A 16,369-nucleotide genomic window follows, 5' to 3' on the forward strand; every position below is an offset into this window, starting at 1 on the left:
GGCTTTTTTCGGATACGTCTTCCTCGCGAGGAACCTTCTCATACGGTGCTGATCAGAGGCTACAACCGGTTTGTAGCTGGTCGCCCGGCCTGGGGCGGTGCGACCCGTTTGGGAAGAACCGAAAGGGCTCTCATCTCATGTCGAACGATGTAACGACACCCGACGGTGGAGCGCCGATGGCGCCTGCCCCGCGGACGAGCAAGCGGCGGGCGCTCTGGGTCGCCACCGGCGTGGCCGGGCTGACCGGCGTCGTCGGGCTGGCGGCGCTGGGCGGTCTCGCCGCCCGCGACGACAAGTCCGGCACCGAGCCGGTGGCGGACAACCACGCCGCCGCTCCCCAGAACGCCGGCAACGACTCCCACTCCGACGACGAGGGGAAGGACGGCAAGGACCGTGGCCAGGAAGGCCGCGACCGCGGCGAGTGGGGCCCGGACAAGGGCGACTGGGGCAAGGACGGCAAGGACGACCACGGCAAGACCCGCGAGGTCGCCTGCGACGACGACGCCCTGATCGACGCCCTCGAACTCGCCAACCGCGACCACGGCGGCACCCTCAAGCTCGCCGAGAACTGCACCTACGAACTCGTCGTCAAGGACCGCAAGTTCGGCTCCGCCCTGCCCGAGATCAAGCAGGACGTCACCATCAAGGGCAACGGCTCCACCATCAAGCGCGACGCCGAAGACACCTTCCGCATCTTCCGCGTCCGCGACGGCGGCGACCTCACCCTCAAGGACCTCACAATCAAGGGCGGCAACGCCAACGAGTTCAAGTACCCCGGGCCGTCCGCGCCGAAGGCGGCCGACCCGGCCGAACTGGATGCCAAGCGGGTCGAGGGTGACGGCGGCGCGCTGCTGGTCGAGCGCGGCGGCAGCGCGCACCTGGACAACGTGAAGCTGACCGACAACAACGCCGAGGGCGACGGCGGCGCCATCGCCAACTACGGCCGCACCTGGCTCAAGGAGAGCAAGGTCGTCAACAACCACGCCCAGGGCGACGGCGGCGGCATCTTCAACGAGGGCATCCTCAAGGTCGAGGAAACCCACGTCGACGACAACACCGCCGGCGGCAACGGCGGCGGCATCGCCAACGGCAGCGGTGAGCACCACGACGGGCCGGTCGACCTGGCCTCGGCGGCGAAGGCCGACAAGGGTGAGCACGGCAAGCACCGCGCCGGCACGGTCGAGATCACCGGGGCGTACGAGGGCAAGGACGCCTCGTTGAGCACCCTGAGCCGCAACCGGGCGGGCCACAACGGTGGCGGCCTGTTCAGCAGCGGCGGCTGGGTCACCGTCTCGTTCACCGCGATCGGCGGCAACGTCGCCTGCGACAACGGTGGCGGCGTCTACGCCGAGAACACCGACCTGCTCCTGGAGAAGGTCCACGTGGCGGGTAACCACGCCGACGGCAACGGCGGCGGCGTGGTGACGACCGGCGGGCGCGACTGGGCCGGCAACGGCGCCGAGAAGGACGGCCTCGCGGGCAGCGCCACGATCGCCGACAGTGCGGTCGTGGACAACACGGCCGGCCGCTTCGGTGGCGGCATCTACAACGGTGAGTGGCTCATCAAGATCGAGGACGGCTTCCTCACCCGCGAGCACGACAAGGACGACAACGCCACCCTCACCATCCGCGACACCGAGATCAAGGCCAACACCGCCCTCAACGGCGGCGGCATCTTCAACAACAAGGCCAAGATCACCCTCACCAAGACCCACGTCACCAAGAACACCGCCACCGACTCCAGCAAGCTCCACCGGGTCGCCGGCGGCGTCCTCAACAACGAAGGACGCGTCAAGCTCGACGACAAGTCCCTCATCAGCAACAACGACCCCACCAACTGCGCCAACACCGTCGAGGACTGCTTCAACTGATTCGCTCCACCACATAACCCGGGGTGCCCTCCTTCCGCCGCGCGGCGGGAGGAGGGCTCCCGACCTCGGAGCGGCCCGGCTGGCCGTGGTGTCCCCCACCGGGGCGTCCGGACCGCACTGCGCCCGCCCATCCCACCCGCACCCTTATGCGGGTTTTTTTCGTATATGGCCACGAGGCGAAGAAGGTTCTCATACGGTCGTTCTCAGCAGCTACAACCGATTTGTAGCGAAGGCCGCCTCGCCAGGGCGAAGCGACCTTGTCAGGTACAAGGAGAGGGCAGAGAGCTCCGATGTCCAACTACCTTCGCAATAACAATGACGCCACCAGCAAGACCATCTCCCCGCTCCGGCGTCGCCGGATGTGGCTCGCCACGGGCGTCGTGGGCCTGACCGGAGCGGTCAGCCTCGCCGGCGTGGCCTACGCGACCACCGGGGCCACCGGCCCGCACCGGCTCGCCGACGTCAAGTGGTCGACCACGCAGCAGCTCAGCGACGACGACCACGGCGACAAGGGCGAGTACGGCCGGGACGGGTACGACAAGGACGGCAAGGACGGCAAGGACGGCAAGGACCGTGGCCAGGAAGGCCGTGACCGCGGCGAGTGGGGCCCGGACAAGGGCGACTGGGGCAAGGACGGCAAGGACGACCACGGCAAGACCCGCGAGGTCGCCTGCGACGACGACGCCCTGATCGACGCCCTCGAACTCGCCAACCGCGACCACGGCGGCACCCTCAAGCTCGCCGAGAACTGCACCTACGAACTCGTCGTCAAGGACCGCAAGTTCGGCTCCGCCCTGCCCGAGATCAAGCAGGACGTCACCATCAAGGGCAACGGCTCCACCATCAAGCGCGACGCCGAAGACACCTTCCGCATCTTCCGCGTCCGCGACGGCGGCGACCTCACCCTCAAGGACCTCACAATCAAGGGCGGCAACGCCAACGAGTTCAAGTACCCGGGTGGCGGCGGCCAGCCGCCGGCCGCCGCTCCGGCGGCCGCCCCGGCGGTGGCGGCCCCGGCCGCTCCGGCTGTCGCGGCTCCGGCCGCGGCGACCACGGCCGCCGCTGTCACGCCCGTCGCCGACGGCATGAACGGCGGCAAGGACGACGACAAGCGGGTCGAGGGTGACGGCGGCGCGCTGCTGGTCGAGCGCGGCGGCAGCGCCTACCTGGACAACGTGAAGCTCGTCGACAACAACGCCGAGGGCGACGGCGGCGCCGTCGCCAACTACGGCCGCACCTGGCTCAAGGAGAGCAAGGTCGTCAACAACCACGCCCAGGGCGACGGCGGCGGCATCTTCAACGAGGGCATCCTCAAGGTCGAGGAAACCCACGTCGACGACAACACCGCCGGCGGCAACGGCGGCGGCATCGCCAACGGCGGCGGCTTCTCCGGCGAGCACGGCCCGGCGGCCTCGGCCGCGCCGAAGGGCTACGACAAGAAGGAGAAGCACCACGAGGCCGGGATCGTCGAGATCTTCGGTTCCGACCACGGCAAGGACGGCATCAAGTCCAGCCTGTCGGACAACCGCGCCGGCAAGAACGGCGGCGGTCTGTTCAGCAGCGGCGGCACCGTCACGGTCTCCTTCACCGCGATCACGGGCAACACCGCCTGCGAGAACGGTGGCGGCGTCTACGCCGAGAACACGGACCTGGACCTGGACAAGGTGCACGTGGCCAAGAACCACGCCGACGGCAACGGCGGCGGCGTGGTGGTCACCGGCGGCAAGCACTGGGGCTACCCGAACGACAAGGAGCACGCCAGCGCCACGATCGCCGACAGCAAGATCGTCGACAACACCGCCAACCGCTTCGGCGGCGGCATCTACAACGGTGAGTGGCTCATCAAGATCGAGGACGGCTTCCTCACCCGCGAGCACGACAAGGACGACAACGCCACCCTCACCATCCGCGACACCGAGATCAAGGCCAACACCGCCCTCAACGGCGGCGGCATCTTCAACAACAAGGCCAAGATCACCCTCACCAAGACCCACGTCACCAAGAACACCGCCACCGACTCCAGCAAGCTCCACCGGGTCGCCGGCGGCGTCCTCAACAACGAAGGACGCGTCAAGCTCGACGACAAGTCCCTCATCAGCAACAACGACCCCACCAACTGCGCCAACACCGTCGAGGACTGCTTCAACTGACCTGACGGTTCCGGGGTACGCGACCGGCCCCCTGCCACGTGACGTGGCAGGGGGCCGGTCGGCCGTGCCGGTCAGCTCTGGACGAACACCGCCACGCTGCGCGCGGGCACGGTGAACGTGCCGGCGGCCCGGTCGAACGAGGCGGTACGCAGCGCCGGGTCGGCCGAGTTCCGCAGCACCGGATGCAGCGTCACGTTCGCCCCGCGCAGCCCGGTGACCGCCGCCGTCGCCGTCTCCGGCGTGGCGTTGAAGACGACGGTCACCGACTTCCACGTCCCGTCCAGCCCGCGCGCGTCGAGGGTCATGGTGAGCACGCCCGGCGTCTCCTTCGTCCCGGACAGCGGGAACGCCACCCGCTTCTGCACCTGCTCGGCGCTGCTGAGCCCGAACACCGGCGAGGATCGGCGGACGCGCAGCAGCTCCGCGTACCGGGCGTCGGCCAGTTCGACCGCCGCGCAGTCCGGCACCAGCAACGGGTCGGCCAGCAGCGGCTTCGCGTACGACCACTTGTCGCGGTTGTCGGCCTCCGGCGGCAGGCCCGCGCCGAACCCGTTGCCCTGGGCGCAGTCCCAGCGGATCTGGTTGAACCAGTCCCCCGAGTTGTACGAGTTGCGGTCCAGCGACTTCGAGCGCAGCCGCTCCGAGCCGGTGGTGACGAACCCGGCGCCCTGCCCGAGCGCTGTGGTCGCCAGCGCGAGCACCTGCATCCGGGCCCGGTCCTGCGCCGAGGTCCCCTGCGGCAGCTTGTACGCCAGCGCGTCGTACAGGATCTCGTTGTCGTGCGCGTCGACGTAGGTGACCGCCTCGCCCGGCGCGGCCGTGTATCCGGCCGGCGCGCCCTTGTAGTCGACCTGCGCGCCGGTGACCCGCTTCCCGGAGGAGTCGGTGAACCGGTAGTCGCGCAGGTTACCGGTCAGGCCCACCTTGATCAGGTCGTGCTGGTGCAGCAGCCGGGCCCGCTGCTCGGCCGCCGTGCCGTTGACCTCGTCGCCGTTCGGGTCGGTGTAGAGGCCGGAGGCGAAGCCCTGCGCGCGCGGGTTCGCGTCGAACGGGCCGCCGCCGCGCACCGCGTCGCGGAGCCGGTCGTTGAACGTGCCGATGCCGGTGCCGGCCATGTTGATCTGGGTGGCCTGCGTGAACCGGGCGTCGTCGGCGACCTCGCCGAAGTTCCAGCCCTCGCCGTAGAGCAGGATCTTCCGGCCGTCCACGCCGTCGCGGGCGAGCGTGAGCTTGTCCAGCGCGGCCCGTACGGCCAGGATGTTCGCCTTCGGGTGGTGGCCCATCAGGTCGAACCGGAAGCCGTCGACCTTGTACGCCTTGGCCCAGGTGACGATCGACTCCACCACGAGCTTGCCCATCATGGCGTGCTCCGGGGCGGTGTTGGCGCAGCAGGTCGAGTTGGCCACCGACCCGTCGTCCAGGAGCCGGTGGTAGTAGCCCGGCACCACCTGGTCGAGCACCGACTTCGGGTCGGCGCCGGCGGCCGAGGTGTGGTTGTAGACCACGTCCATGACCACCCGCAGGCCGGCCTTGTTCACCCCGGCGACCATCTGCCGGAACTCGGTGGTGCGCTTGGCGCCGTTCGGGTCGGTGGCGTACCCGCCCTCCGGCACCGTGTAGTGCAGCGGGTCGTACCCCCAGTTGTAGCCGTCGGTGTCGGCGACCGCCGCGACGCACTTCTGCTGCTGGTCGGAGTCCGGCGGCAGCGCGGCCAGGTCGCAGGCCGGCTGGGCCTGGTCGGCCCGCTTCTCCGGGATGGTGGCGAAGTCGAACGCGGGCAGCAGGTGCAGGTAGTTGACCCCGGCGTCGCCGAGCGCCCGCAGGTGCTTCATGCCTGCCGTCTGCGGGTCGGTGAACGCCAGGTAGGTGCCGCGCCGCTCGGCCGGAACCGTGTTGTCGGCGATGGAGAAGTCCCGCACCGACAGCTCGGTGATCTGGGCCTTCGACGCCGGCGGGGCGGCCGGCTTGCGCAGGTTCGCCCAGCCGGCCGGCGCGAGCGCCGGGTCGGTCAGGTCGACGATCTGGCTGTGCGTGGAGTTCGGCGCGAGCGCCACCGAGTACGGGTCGGTCACCGACGCGGTGACCACCTTCTGTGTCGCCGGCTGCCACGCCTGCACCTGGTAGCGGTAGTAGCGGCCGGTCCACGCCTTCGTCCCGCGCACCGACCAGACACCGGTGCGGTCGTCGCGTCGCATCGCCACAGTGGTCGGCTCGGCCGTGGGCGAGTCGAACAGCTCCAGCGCCACCTTCTGCGCGGTGGGCGCCCACACGGCCAGCGTGGGTACCCGCCCGGCGAACGTCGGGCCGAGTTTCGCGCCGGTCGCGGCCGCGTAGACGTCGTCGAGCACACCGGGGATCTGCACGCCGGTGGCGGCGAGCAGGGCGCCCTCGGCGTCCCGCTCGGTCACCACGAGCTGCCCGCGCAGCGCCGCCGGCACCTTGGCCAGGTCGCCGCGCGCGAGCGTGAAGGCGCGACGGTCCCAGAGATGGGGGTACGCCTGTCGTTGCGCCTCGGTCAGCCCGTTGCGCTGCGCCCGCAGCGGCAACTCGGTGTACGTGCCGGTCAGCTCGCCGTCGGCGACGCCGATTCCACCGGCCGGGGCGACCGCGAGCGCGTACCGCCTGCCGTCGGTCGGGCCGGTGGCCCAGGCGACTGTGGACCTGTCGATCCAGTTCGCCTTCTGCCTGGTGATGTCGATGTCGGTCGCGGCGCCGGACGTGGTGGTCGGCAGCAGCCGGCCCTTGACGCCGGCGAGCAGCCACACCTCGCGCCCGGCGGTGGCGAAGTCGAGCCGCTGGTCCTCGGGGTGGTCCTTCTGGTCGCCGGAGTGCACGATGTAGCTCAGCCCGGTCGCGCCGGCGCTCAGCGGCACCCGGAACACCGCGCCGTAGGCGTCGATCTTCTCCGGCTTGAGCGGCGTGGCCCAGTCGGTCGGGCTGGCGGCGCCGTCCCACAGGTGCAGGCCCCAGCCGTCGTAGTTGCCGTCGGCCTTGCGCCAGTGGATCAGCGCCGTGTCCGGCGCCACCGGCGGGTCGGGCTCGCCGGTGGCGGCCTGCCGCGTCGGGTACACCTCGGCGTCGCCCTGCTTGACCCAGACCTCCCCGGTCCGGGTCACGTCGATGAAGCGGTCGGCCGCGACGTCCTTGTTGCCGCCGGAGTCGACCACGACGAAGCCGACCGACTTCGCGCCCGGCTTGAGCTTCACCCAGGCGAACCGGCCGTACGAGTCCTCGCCGGCGAACGGCTGCCCGGCGGGCCATTCGGTGACGTACGCCGGGTCGATGTCACCCCAGGCGTAGAGCCGCCAGTCGTCGTACCCGCCGGCCGGGCGCTTGTAGTGCACGATCGCCCAGTCCCGCGACTCGCCCCGGTCCGGGGTGCCGACGGTGCCGGTGGCGCGGGCGGTGGCGGTGCGGCCCTTGCCGTCGCGGACCACTGCCTTGTACTCGACGGTGGTGCCGCCGGCCAGGCCGGTGAGGTCGTGGTGCACGGTGTACGGGGCGCGGTGCGCGCTGCCCAGCAGCGTCCACTTCCCGCCGTCGACCCGGGCGGCGAACGTGACGGTGGCGAGCGGGTCGCCGGTGACCTGGGCGGTGACGGTGGCCTTGCCGGGGGCGGGCTCATCACCCGGCTCGGTGATCGTGATCTTCGGAGCGGCCCCGGGGTGCGGGATGGCCCGGTCGGCCTTGAGCACCACCGCCGACATCGCCGGCACGGTGAGGCTCAGTTTGCCGTCGGCAGCGGCCGTCACGTCCGCGGCGCCGCCGTACACGCCGGTGAAGCGGGCGCTGGCCGACCAGGTGTCCACCGTGACAGTCTGCGGGGTGGCGGCGTTGTTCACCGCCGCCACGTACTCGATCCGGTCGGCGGGCAGGACGCGGGAGAACGCGAAGACGCCGGGACCGTCGGCGGCGTGCCGGGTGACCTGGACGCCGTCGCGCAGCGCCGGGTGCGCGGCCCGCAGGCCGCCCAGCTCGGCGATGGTCCGGTAGAGCGGGTGGCGGGTGTCGTACTGGTCGACGGCGTGGGTGCGGGTGGTGCCGATCAGGTCGTCGTCGAGGTAGTCGAGGGTCCGGGAGGCGAACATGTCCTGCCGGGCGTCCTTGTCCCCGCCCGGGCCGGTGAAGCCCTGCTCGTCGCCGGAGTAGACGACCGGCTGGCCACGGGTGAGGAACATGAGCTGGTGGGCGAGCCGGCTGCGCGTCAGCTGGGCGGCGTCGTCCCCGCCGCCGGCGGCGACGAACGAGCCGATCCGGCCCATGTCGTGGTTGCCGAGGAACGTGGTGAGCCGGTTGGCGTTCGTGTCCCGCGCGGTGTAGAGGTCGTCCTTGGCGTACACGTCGGCGAGGGCCTTGGCCGAGCCGTCGGCGGCGGCGTAGCCACGTGCCGCCTCCTGGAAGGAGAAGTCGAGCGTGGCGGGGAGGCCGCCGCGCCGCACGTAGGTGGACTGGATCTCCTGTTCGGCGCTGTAGACCTCGCCGAACATGAAGAAGTCCTTCTTGCCGGCCTTCGCCGCGGCGGCGTCGATGCCGCGGGCGAACTGCGGCCAGAACTCGAGGTTCGAGTGCTTGACGGTGTCGAGGCGGAACCCGTCCACGCCGGCCTTGCCGATCCACTCGGCGTAGATGTCGGTCATGCCGCGCACCACTTCGGGCCGCTCGGTCCACAGGTCGTCCAGGCGGGAGAAGTCGCCGTACTCGCTGTTCTCCCCGGCGAAGGTGGAGTCACCGCGGTTGTGGTACATGGTCGGGTCGTTCAGCCACGCCGGTACCTTGACCTTCGCGTCGGCGGGGGTGGCGAACACCGGGGTGTACGGGAACGACTTCTCGTTGACGGCGGGGAACTTCCGGGTGCCGTCGGCGTAGTTCCGGTCCTCGAAGGGTCGTCCCTGCGCGTCGCGGTAGGGCGCGGTCTTCTTGTCCACGTAGCCGTACTTGTCCTCGGCGTACCGGATGACGTCGGCGGTGTGGTTCACGATGATGTCGAGGTAGACCTTGATGCCCCGCCGGTGGGCGAGGTCGACCAGCTTCTTCAGCTCCGCGTTCGTGCCGAAGTGCGGGTCGACCTGGGTGAAGTCGGTGATCCAGTAGCCGTGGTAGCCGGCCGAGACGTCGGCGCCGGTGCCCTGCACGGGCCGGTTCTTGAAGATCGGGGCGAGCCAGATGGCGGTGGTGCCGAGCCCTTGGATGTAGTCCATCCGGTCGATCAGGCCCTTGAGGTCGCCGCCGTGGTAGAAGCCCTTGTCGGTCGGGTCGTGGCCGGTGGTGAGCCGGCCGCCGGTGAGGCCGCCGTTGTCGTTGCGCTTGTCGCCGTTGGCGAAGCGGTCCGGCAGGACGAAGTAGAACTGCTCGGCCTTGGCGGTGTTGCGGCTCGCCGCGAGCAGCGCGTCGGGCGAGGGCTCGTGGTTCCACTGGGGAGCGTTGCCGGCGGCGAGGACGTCGGGGGTGGCGGCGCGCTCGGGAGCGTCGTCGCCGAGCTGATGGAGGGCCACCGGAACGCCGACGACGGCGAGCACGAGGGAGGTGACCAGGGCGAGCAGCGCCTTGGGGGATATCGGCGGCGGTTTCATCGACGGCCTTTCTCTGGTCGCTGATTCGCCCGCACGCTAGCCCTTGCCGAAACATTCTGCAATACCTTGCAAACCATGCTGCAACAAAGCAGTTACCTTGCAAGAGAGTGCACGCGTGTCGCCCCGATCCCGGGGCGCGGGTTCTACCGAGCGACGCAGGGCGTGCCGTCGACGGTGCAGCTCGCCGGCCGGGTGCCCGCCCGCTCGATGTGGAACCGCACCGCCAGGGACTGCCCGGGGGCCAGGTCGAATCCGCTGCGGTAGGTGAAGACGCCGTCGTCGAAACGGAACACGCCCTGCTCGGCGCCCTCGACCCAGGCGGTGACCAGCCTTCCGCCGGGGAAGACCGCGCGCACCGTCCAGCCCCGGTGCGAACGCGCGGTGTTGACGAGCAGCACCTCGCCGATGAAGCCGCCGTCGAAAGCGCTCTGCACGCTGTACCTGCCGGTCACCGCGGACGGCGGCGCCACCGGCGGCGGAGACGACGGGGGCGGCACCGGCCGGGCGACGCCCCGGGGGCTGGGCGTCGACGCGGCCGGCGTCGGCCGGGCGGGCAGCTCCGTGGAGCGGGGCGACAGGCCCGGCAACACCGGAGCGGTCGCGGAGACCGGCGACGGACCGCTGGCGCTGACCGCCGTGGGGGTCGGCGGCGCGTGCGGCAGCGGCATCAGCGGATCGGGCGGATCGGCCGCCGGGAACGTGCTCCGTCCCCGCACCGAACCGAGCGCCACCGCCAACAGGACCACCATCACGACCACGCCGGCGGCGACGAGGATCCAGGGGGACGAGGTCATGGCGGCCCCGGGCTGCGGGCCGGAGCGACGCGTGTGGGACATGGTCCTCCTGTCGGGGTCCGGGCCAGCGTAGCCACCGGGACCGGGCCGCGGCGAGCGGCCGGAATCGGGCCTGCCGCACGGCGCGGACTCCTGATACCTTGCACGCCGATCAATGACCACAATGGCTCGTCGAGCCGGTAGGACGGATGGCCAGTGACTGAGTGGCAGGGCAACATCCGGCGGGCGTCCACGGCGGACGCCGCCGTCGTGACCGCGATTCTCGCCGAGGCGTTCATGCAGGATCCGGTGAGCGGCTGGGTCTTCCCGGCCGACGACCACCGCGCGCGGGTCCATCCCGCCTTCTTCGGGCCGTTCGTCGCGCTGGCGCTGCGCACCGGCGAGGTCCACCTCGCGGGCGACGGGCTGGGCGCCACGCTCTGGCTGCCCACCGGCGACGGCCACGAGGCCGCGGAGGGCGACGAGTTCGCCGGGATGGAGGCCGCGATCGGCGCCGAGGCCATGAAGCGGTTCGGCATGCTCGACGAGATGATGGGCGCCCGCCACCCGAGCGAGCCGCACTGGTACCTGCCCTTCATCGCGGTACACCCGGACCATCACGGCAAGGGCGTCGGGTCGGCGCTGCTGCGTAACAAGCTGGCCGAGCTGGATCAGGCCGGCTCCGCCGCGTACCTGGAAGCCAGCTCGCCGCGCAACGCCGCGCTCTACGAGCGGCTCGGGTTCCGGCGCCGCCCGGTCACGCTCGACCTGCCGGACGGGCCCAGCCTCTACCCGATGTGGCGCGACCCGGCCTGACCGGGATCGTCCCGCCCCGGCCTCACCCGGGGCGGGACGTCATCGCCGTACCGTCGTGGTGCTGACGTCGAGCGCGCCCACGACGGCGGCGAGCAGTCCGTCGAGCTGCCCCGGCAGGAACCGCCGGCAGTCCCGCATCCGGACGCCGACCTGCGGGTCGAAGATGTTCGCGGCCAGCCCGACCGCCTCGGCGAGGCTGGCCAGCAGCAGCGTGCCCGGGTCCAGTTCGGCCGGGGACGAGTGCATCAGCATGGCGGTCAGCCGTACCCGTGGTGACGCCGCCTGGTTCGGGTCGTTGGCCGGCCAGCGCACCGTCCGGCCGATCAGCTTGCCCTGCTCCCGGCGGAGCACGCCGGCGGTGACCAGCCGGGTGCCGACACGCTCGTTGATGTTGAGCTGGGTCCGCAGATAACGGATCCACAGCCGGGCCGGGTGCGCGCCCTCCCGACGCAGAATCTCGGTAATGAGCAGATCGGTGAGCGGCTCCTGCCAGAGTCGTGGATCGACAGCGGCGATTCCGCCACCGTCGAGGGCGATCCGGCCCTCGAACATCAATTCGGCGAGCGCGGCGCCGGCCAGCCCACACTCCAGCCGGTCGACTGCGACATGCGGCTTGCCGGTGAACTCGTCGTGTCCGATAAGGAACAGCGCATCCGCAAGCCGGTAGGTGGCCTGCGCCCCGGGGTAGGTCATGGTCCATCCTCGAACGGTGGCCGTGAACGTCGACACGGGACGGTACGGCATGACCACGCACAGCTCAATTCCGGTCGATCAGGAGCCCCCCAAATCGATATCGAGACGGGGTTGTGACGATCAGTGATCACCAATACCCTGCTTCAGGTTGTTCCGAAGTAGACAGCTGAACCCCCTCACTCCCCTCCCCTGGAGAAGCCTTGTCCTCCGATCCGTTTTTCTCTGACGGTGGGCTGCGCCGCGGTCGTCTCGGCACCGCTCACCTCGTCTTCTTCACCGTCGCCGCGTCGGCCCCGCTGACCGTTCTCGGCGGTGGCGTCACCACCATGTACGCGGTCAGCGGCAACATCGGCGCCGCGCTCGGATACGTGCTGCTCGCGGCAGTGCTCGCCGTCTTCGCCACCGGCTACGCCGCGATGAGCCGGTACGTCGCCAACGCGGGCGCGTTCTACGCGTACATCGCCAACGGCCTCGGTCGAGCCGGCGGGGTGGCCGGCTCGGCCGTCGCGCTGGCCGCGTACAACGCGATTCAGATCGGTCTCTACGGCCTGCTCGGCGCGATCCTCGGCGACTTCATGGACGCCAAGACCGGCATCAGCCTCGACTGGTGGGTCTGGGCGCTGCTGGCCTGGGTCTTCATCGGCGCGCTCGGCGTCCTGCGCATCGACCTGAACGCCACCGTGCTGGCGGTGCTGCTCATCCTCGAGTGCATCGCCGTGCTGATCTTCGACCTGGTCGCCTTCGCGAACCCGGCCGGCGGCGCCGTCACCACCGCCGGCATCAGCCCCGGCCACCTGTTCGGCGCCGGCTTCGGCGCGGTGCTCGCGTTCACCATCGCCTCCTTCACCGGCTTCGAGAGCGGCGCCATCTACAGCGAGGAGGTCAAGGACCCGCGGCGCACGGTGGCCCGGGCCACCTACATCGCCGTCGCGTTCACCGGCCTGTTCTACGCCTTCTCCGCGTGGGCGCTGACCGTGCTGACCGGCCCGGAAAACGCGCCGGCGGCCAGCGCCGAGGCGGGGCCCGGCGTCATCTTCGGCGCGCTCGACCAGTACACCGGCGCGGTCGTCGCGGACATCGCCAACGTCCTGTTCATCACCAGCGTGCTCGCCGCCCTGCTGTCGTTCCACAACGGCGTGGCGCGGTACCTGTTCGCGCTGGGCCGGGAGCGGGTCCTGCCGGGCTTCCTCGGCGCGACCTCCAGCCGCAGCGGCGCCCCGGTGGCGGGCTCGGTGGTGCAGAGCATCCTCGCCGTGGTGGTGTTCCTGGCGTTCGCGATGACCGGCCGTGACCCGGTCATCGACCTGTTCACCTGGCTGTCCGGCGCGGCGGCGGTCGGCGTCGTGCTGCTGATGACGCTCACCTCGGCCTCCGTCGTGGGCTTCTTCCGGGGCCGTCCCGGCCCGGAGAGCGCGTGGCAGCGGGCGATCGCCCCGGGGCTCGGCACGATCCTGCTCACCGCCGTGCTGCTGGTGCTGCTGTTCAACTTCGACGCGCTGCTCGCGCCCGACACCGCGAGCTACCTGAAGTGGCTGCTGCCGGCGATTCCGGTGGCGGCGGGCGTGCTCGGCCTGATCTGGGGCGCGGTGCTGCGCACCAGCCGGCCCGAGACGTACCGCCGGATCGGCCAGGTCACCGAGGAGGGCCTGCACGAGCCCGGCCTGCACCCGGCCCCCGAGGCCGACCGCTGGGCCGGCGCCCACCACCGCTGACGTCCGTCGGTGCGGCGGCCGGCCCGCGTGGCCGGCCGCCGCACCACCACGATCAGGCGGTACGGATGACAGTGCAGATGACCGGACCGTCCTCGGTGGTACGCAGCAGGTAGCGGTAACGCTCGCCGGGCACCGCGCCGCCCTGGCTGTCCAGGAACTCCCAGCGCACCGCCACCTCGGTGAGCAGCGCCGAGACCTGTTGCACGTCCTCGATCTGCGCGTTCGCGGCCACCAGTTCCCGCTCCTGGTAGTCGGGGGCGGCGCCGACGAAGCTGAGCGCCACCGCCGCCGGCGAGGTGAACGAGAAGCTGTAGGTGTCGGCGACCACCAGCCCGGGCAGGGCGTAGCAGCCGGCGATGGCCGGCACGTCGGCGGTGGTCAGCGCCACGCCGTACCGGTCGAAGAAGTCGGTGAGCGTGTCGAGGTCGGTGGAAGCCGTCACGACGCTCCTCATTACCGGCCCGGCGCGGCGGCAAACCTTCCTCAGCGCGGCGGGATCCGCACCTCGATCTCGGCTCCGAGGCGCGCGCCGCCGCTGAGGGCCAGGTCGTCGCCGCTCCAGAACCGTCCCGGGTCGTACCAGTTGGGCCGCCGCCCGGCGGGCAGCAGCCCCATCGCCTCGTACGTCACCGCCACCACCTCGGCGCAGTACGCCGTCTCCAACGCGTTGTCGCTGTTCTGCCCGCCGTCCGTGCTTTCGTCTCCGCTCCTGGTCCGGCCCCGGCCGCCGATCCGGCCCTTGATGCCGTCGAGGCTCAGGCGGCGCGGGTGCGGCACCCGGCCCCGGGCCCACCGCCAGGCGAGTTGCGCGGTGGACGGGAACGGCGTGCCGTCGAGACGGGCCACGGTACGCAGCACCGCCTCCTCCATCGCCGGGTCGGCCGGCGGCTCGAGCTGACGCAGCCAGCCCCGTTGGCCGTACCGGTTGGCCCAGACGCAGACCGCGTCGCGCAGGTCGTGCAGCTGCACGCCACGCTGGTGCGTGCCGGTCCACATGTCCGGCAGCGAACGGCCCAGCTCGGCGTGCCACATCAGCGGCGGCATGTCGTCGAGCACCACCGCCATGCCCACATGGTTGACCGGGCTGTTGGTGGTGAGCTGAATGGCGCGGTCCGGCACGCTGCGCCCGCGGAACACCCACAGATCGCCGGTGCGGGTCAGCTCCACGGCCTCGTCCAGGCTGATGCTCATGGAGGACTACCCTAAGCGGATGCGGCAACGGATGCGGTGGTGGAAGGTACTCGGACTCGCGGGTCTCGCCGGCGTCGCGGCGACCGGAGTGGTCGTGGCGCGCGCGGAACGGCGGCGCCGCGCGTACACCCCGGAGGAGATCCGGGACCGGCTGCGCGAGCGGCACGCGAAGGCGTCGTCGTCCTCCTGAACGGACAGTCACGGGGCGGCGCGGCCGGGCGGGTTCTCCTAGCATCGGCGTGATGGGAACCAGTTTCTGGGAAAGCCCGTTCGTCCTCGACCCCCGGCCCGCCGCGGTGGAGCGGCACGGCGACGTCGACCTGCACGTCCCCACCGGCGACGGCCGGCACCCCGCAGTCGTGATCGTGCACGGCGTGCCGGGCCCGCCCGACGCGCCGGACGCGCGCGACTGGCCGCTCTACCGCGGCTACGGCGCGCTGCTTGCCGAGCGGGGCGTGCTGGCCGCGATTCCCCAGCTCACCGTGGCCGGCCCGGACGACCTGTACGCCGTCGCCGCGCGGGTCGCCGCCGCCGCGGAACTGCTCCGCGCCGATCCTCGCGTCGACGCCGACCGGCTCGGCCTCTGGTTCTTCTCCGGCGCCGGCCTGCTGCTCGGCGACTGGCTCCGCGACCCGCCCCGCTGGCTGCGCGGCCTGGCCGCGACCTATCCGCTGCTGGCCCCGCTGCCCGGGTGGCCCCCGGTGGATCCGCGCTTCCGCCCGATCGACGCGCTCGACCTGCCCGCCCCCACCGGCGACGCCACCGCCAGCCCGGCGCGGCCGGACGACACCACGACGCCGGGCAGCGTGGCTTCCGGCGGCACGGGCACCGACGCCGCACGGCCGGGCGAGCCGGCTCGGCCGACGCTGGTGCTGACCAGGGCGGGCCGGGAACGGCCCGAGGTCGCACCCACCATCGAGGCGTTCACGGTGGTCGCCCGGCGGCGCGGCATCCCGCTGCACGTGGTGGACGTGCCGAACGGTCAGCACGGATTCGACGCGCTGGATCACACCGAGGAGTCCCGGGCCGCCGTACGCACCGCCCGCGACACCCTGCTCGACCTGCTGACCGCCCCCTGACCACCGGCCATCGCACCACCGAGACTTGCCGCGCCCGGCGCCCTCTCCCACTTCCCAGGCCCAGCGTCCCGCAGTACGGACCGCCACAAGATCTTGGTACGGAACGGCCCCTGAGGGGCCGTTCCGTACCAAGATCTCCCCACGCCCTCACCCCGCCTCGTTGATCATGAGGTTGGCCGGGACAAAACAGACACAAACTGCCGCCAACCTCATGATCAACGGGGCGGGTGGCGCACCGGAATCCCGCACCCGCGCTTGAGCACCCGTTCCCGCTCGCCCCGCCCGTTCTCGCTTTCCCGGCCTACAGCCCACCAGCCAGCGCCCACGCCGGACGATCAAGGAGTTTTGGTCCTCTGGCGGGCCGAATCCGTACACAAACTCCTTGATCACCTCGGCGGCGGCGCCCGGGGGAGGCAGCTAGGCGAGGCGGAGACGGGAGCAGGGCCGGGGACCGGAGCAGGGCCGGGGACCGGAGCAGGGGCCATGGCCCAGGGCGGGGACCGGAGTGCGGGCG

The 16,369-nt window shown here is 71.4% G+C and carries 11 protein-coding genes; 6 read left to right on the plus strand and 5 right to left on the minus strand.

All coding sequences use genetic code 11. The annotated features are described in order from the left end of the window. Positions 1–176: 176 nt before the first annotated feature. Both BAW75_RS24995 and BAW75_RS25000 read left to right on the plus strand, forming a co-directional pair. Positions 177–1,871: a hypothetical protein gene (locus BAW75_RS24995; protein WP_244206256.1), complete on the plus strand. Its 1,695-nt coding sequence runs from the start codon at positions 177–179 to the stop codon at positions 1,869–1,871. Positions 1,872–2,161: 290 nt separating this feature from the next. Beyond that, positions 2,162–4,021, plus strand: a complete 1,860-nt coding sequence (locus tag BAW75_RS25000) for a hypothetical protein (protein WP_104115089.1) — start codon at positions 2,162–2,164, stop codon at positions 4,019–4,021. A gap of 71 nt (positions 4,022–4,092) precedes the next feature. On the opposite strand, the gene pulA is transcribed toward BAW75_RS25000, so the two are convergent. Together pulA and BAW75_RS25010 are read right to left on the minus strand one after the other, a co-directional pair. Next, a complete protein-coding gene (gene pulA / locus BAW75_RS25005; RefSeq protein WP_104115090.1) occupies positions 4,093–9,591 on the minus strand; it encodes a pullulanase-type alpha-1,6-glucosidase in 5,499 nt (1,832 codons plus the stop codon). 143 nt (positions 9,592–9,734) lie between these two features. Further along, positions 9,735–10,427, minus strand: a complete 693-nt coding sequence (locus tag BAW75_RS25010; protein ID WP_104115091.1) for a cellulose binding domain-containing protein — start codon at positions 10,425–10,427, stop codon at positions 9,735–9,737. 153 nt (positions 10,428–10,580) lie between these two features. Here BAW75_RS25010 and BAW75_RS25015 point away from each other — a divergent pair, with 153 nt between their 5' ends. Then, positions 10,581–11,180, plus strand: coding sequence for a GNAT family N-acetyltransferase (locus tag BAW75_RS25015; protein ID WP_104115092.1), 600 nt, complete (start codon positions 10,581–10,583; stop codon positions 11,178–11,180). A 39-nt stretch (positions 11,181–11,219) separates the two neighbouring features. On the opposite strand, the gene BAW75_RS25020 is transcribed toward BAW75_RS25015, so the two are convergent. Then, on the minus strand, positions 11,220–11,873 hold the full coding sequence (locus tag BAW75_RS25020) for a GOLPH3/VPS74 family protein (protein ID WP_030503305.1): 654 nt from the start codon (positions 11,871–11,873) through the stop codon (positions 11,220–11,222). 200 nt (positions 11,874–12,073) lie between these two features. Here BAW75_RS25020 and BAW75_RS25025 point away from each other — a divergent pair, with 200 nt between their 5' ends. After that, the gene (locus BAW75_RS25025) at positions 12,074–13,585 is read left to right on the plus strand and encodes an APC family permease (RefSeq protein ID WP_104115093.1); all 1,512 of its coding nucleotides are present in this window, start codon (positions 12,074–12,076) and stop codon (positions 13,583–13,585) included. A gap of 52 nt (positions 13,586–13,637) precedes the next feature. On the opposite strand, the gene BAW75_RS25030 is transcribed toward BAW75_RS25025, so the two are convergent. Further along, positions 13,638–14,027: a hypothetical protein gene (locus tag BAW75_RS25030; protein ID WP_064445336.1), complete on the minus strand. Its 390-nt coding sequence runs from the start codon at positions 14,025–14,027 to the stop codon at positions 13,638–13,640. Positions 14,028–14,068: 41 nt separating this feature from the next. Continuing rightward, positions 14,069–14,776, minus strand: coding sequence for a hypothetical protein (locus BAW75_RS25035; RefSeq protein ID WP_104115094.1), 708 nt, complete (start codon positions 14,774–14,776; stop codon positions 14,069–14,071). On the opposite strand from BAW75_RS25035, the gene BAW75_RS25040 reads away from it, so the two are divergent. Beyond that, positions 14,775–14,966 (plus strand): hypothetical protein, encoded by a 192-nt coding sequence (locus BAW75_RS25040; protein ID WP_036343738.1) that lies wholly within the window; start codon positions 14,775–14,777, stop codon positions 14,964–14,966. The genes BAW75_RS25035 and BAW75_RS25040 overlap by 2 nt on opposite strands. Before the next feature lie 52 nt (positions 14,967–15,018). After that, positions 15,019–15,855, plus strand: a complete 837-nt coding sequence (locus BAW75_RS25045) for a dienelactone hydrolase family protein (protein WP_244206257.1) — start codon at positions 15,019–15,021, stop codon at positions 15,853–15,855. The last annotated feature ends 514 nt before the right edge of the window (positions 15,856–16,369 follow it).

Origin of the sequence: Micromonospora chalcea (genome assembly GCF_002926165.1) — a bacterium.
GTDB classification, from domain to species: Bacteria; Actinomycetota; Actinomycetes; order Mycobacteriales; family Micromonosporaceae; genus Micromonospora; species Micromonospora chalcea.

Excerpts from the sequence above, each read along its gene's own strand:
- BAW75_RS24995 (WP_244206256.1), top strand. The coding sequence starts at position 177 with ATGGCGCCTGCCCCGCGGACGAGCAAGCGGCGGGCGCTCTGGGTCGCC.
- BAW75_RS25000 (WP_104115089.1), top strand. The coding sequence starts at position 2,162 with ATGTCCAACTACCTTCGCAATAACAATGACGCCACCAGCAAGACCATC.
- pulA (WP_104115090.1), bottom strand. The coding sequence starts at position 9,591 with ATGAAACCGCCGCCGATATCCCCCAAGGCGCTGCTCGCCCTGGTCACC.
- BAW75_RS25010 (WP_104115091.1), bottom strand. The coding sequence starts at position 10,427 with ATGTCCCACACGCGTCGCTCCGGCCCGCAGCCCGGGGCCGCCATGACC.
- BAW75_RS25020 (WP_030503305.1), bottom strand. The coding sequence starts at position 11,873 with ATGACCTACCCCGGGGCGCAGGCCACCTACCGGCTTGCGGATGCGCTG.
- BAW75_RS25040 (WP_036343738.1), top strand. The coding sequence starts at position 14,775 with ATGGAGGACTACCCTAAGCGGATGCGGCAACGGATGCGGTGGTGGAAG.
- BAW75_RS25035 (WP_104115094.1), bottom strand. The coding sequence starts at position 14,776 with ATGAGCATCAGCCTGGACGAGGCCGTGGAGCTGACCCGCACCGGCGAT.
- BAW75_RS25045 (WP_244206257.1), top strand. The coding sequence starts at position 15,019 with ATGGGAACCAGTTTCTGGGAAAGCCCGTTCGTCCTCGACCCCCGGCCC.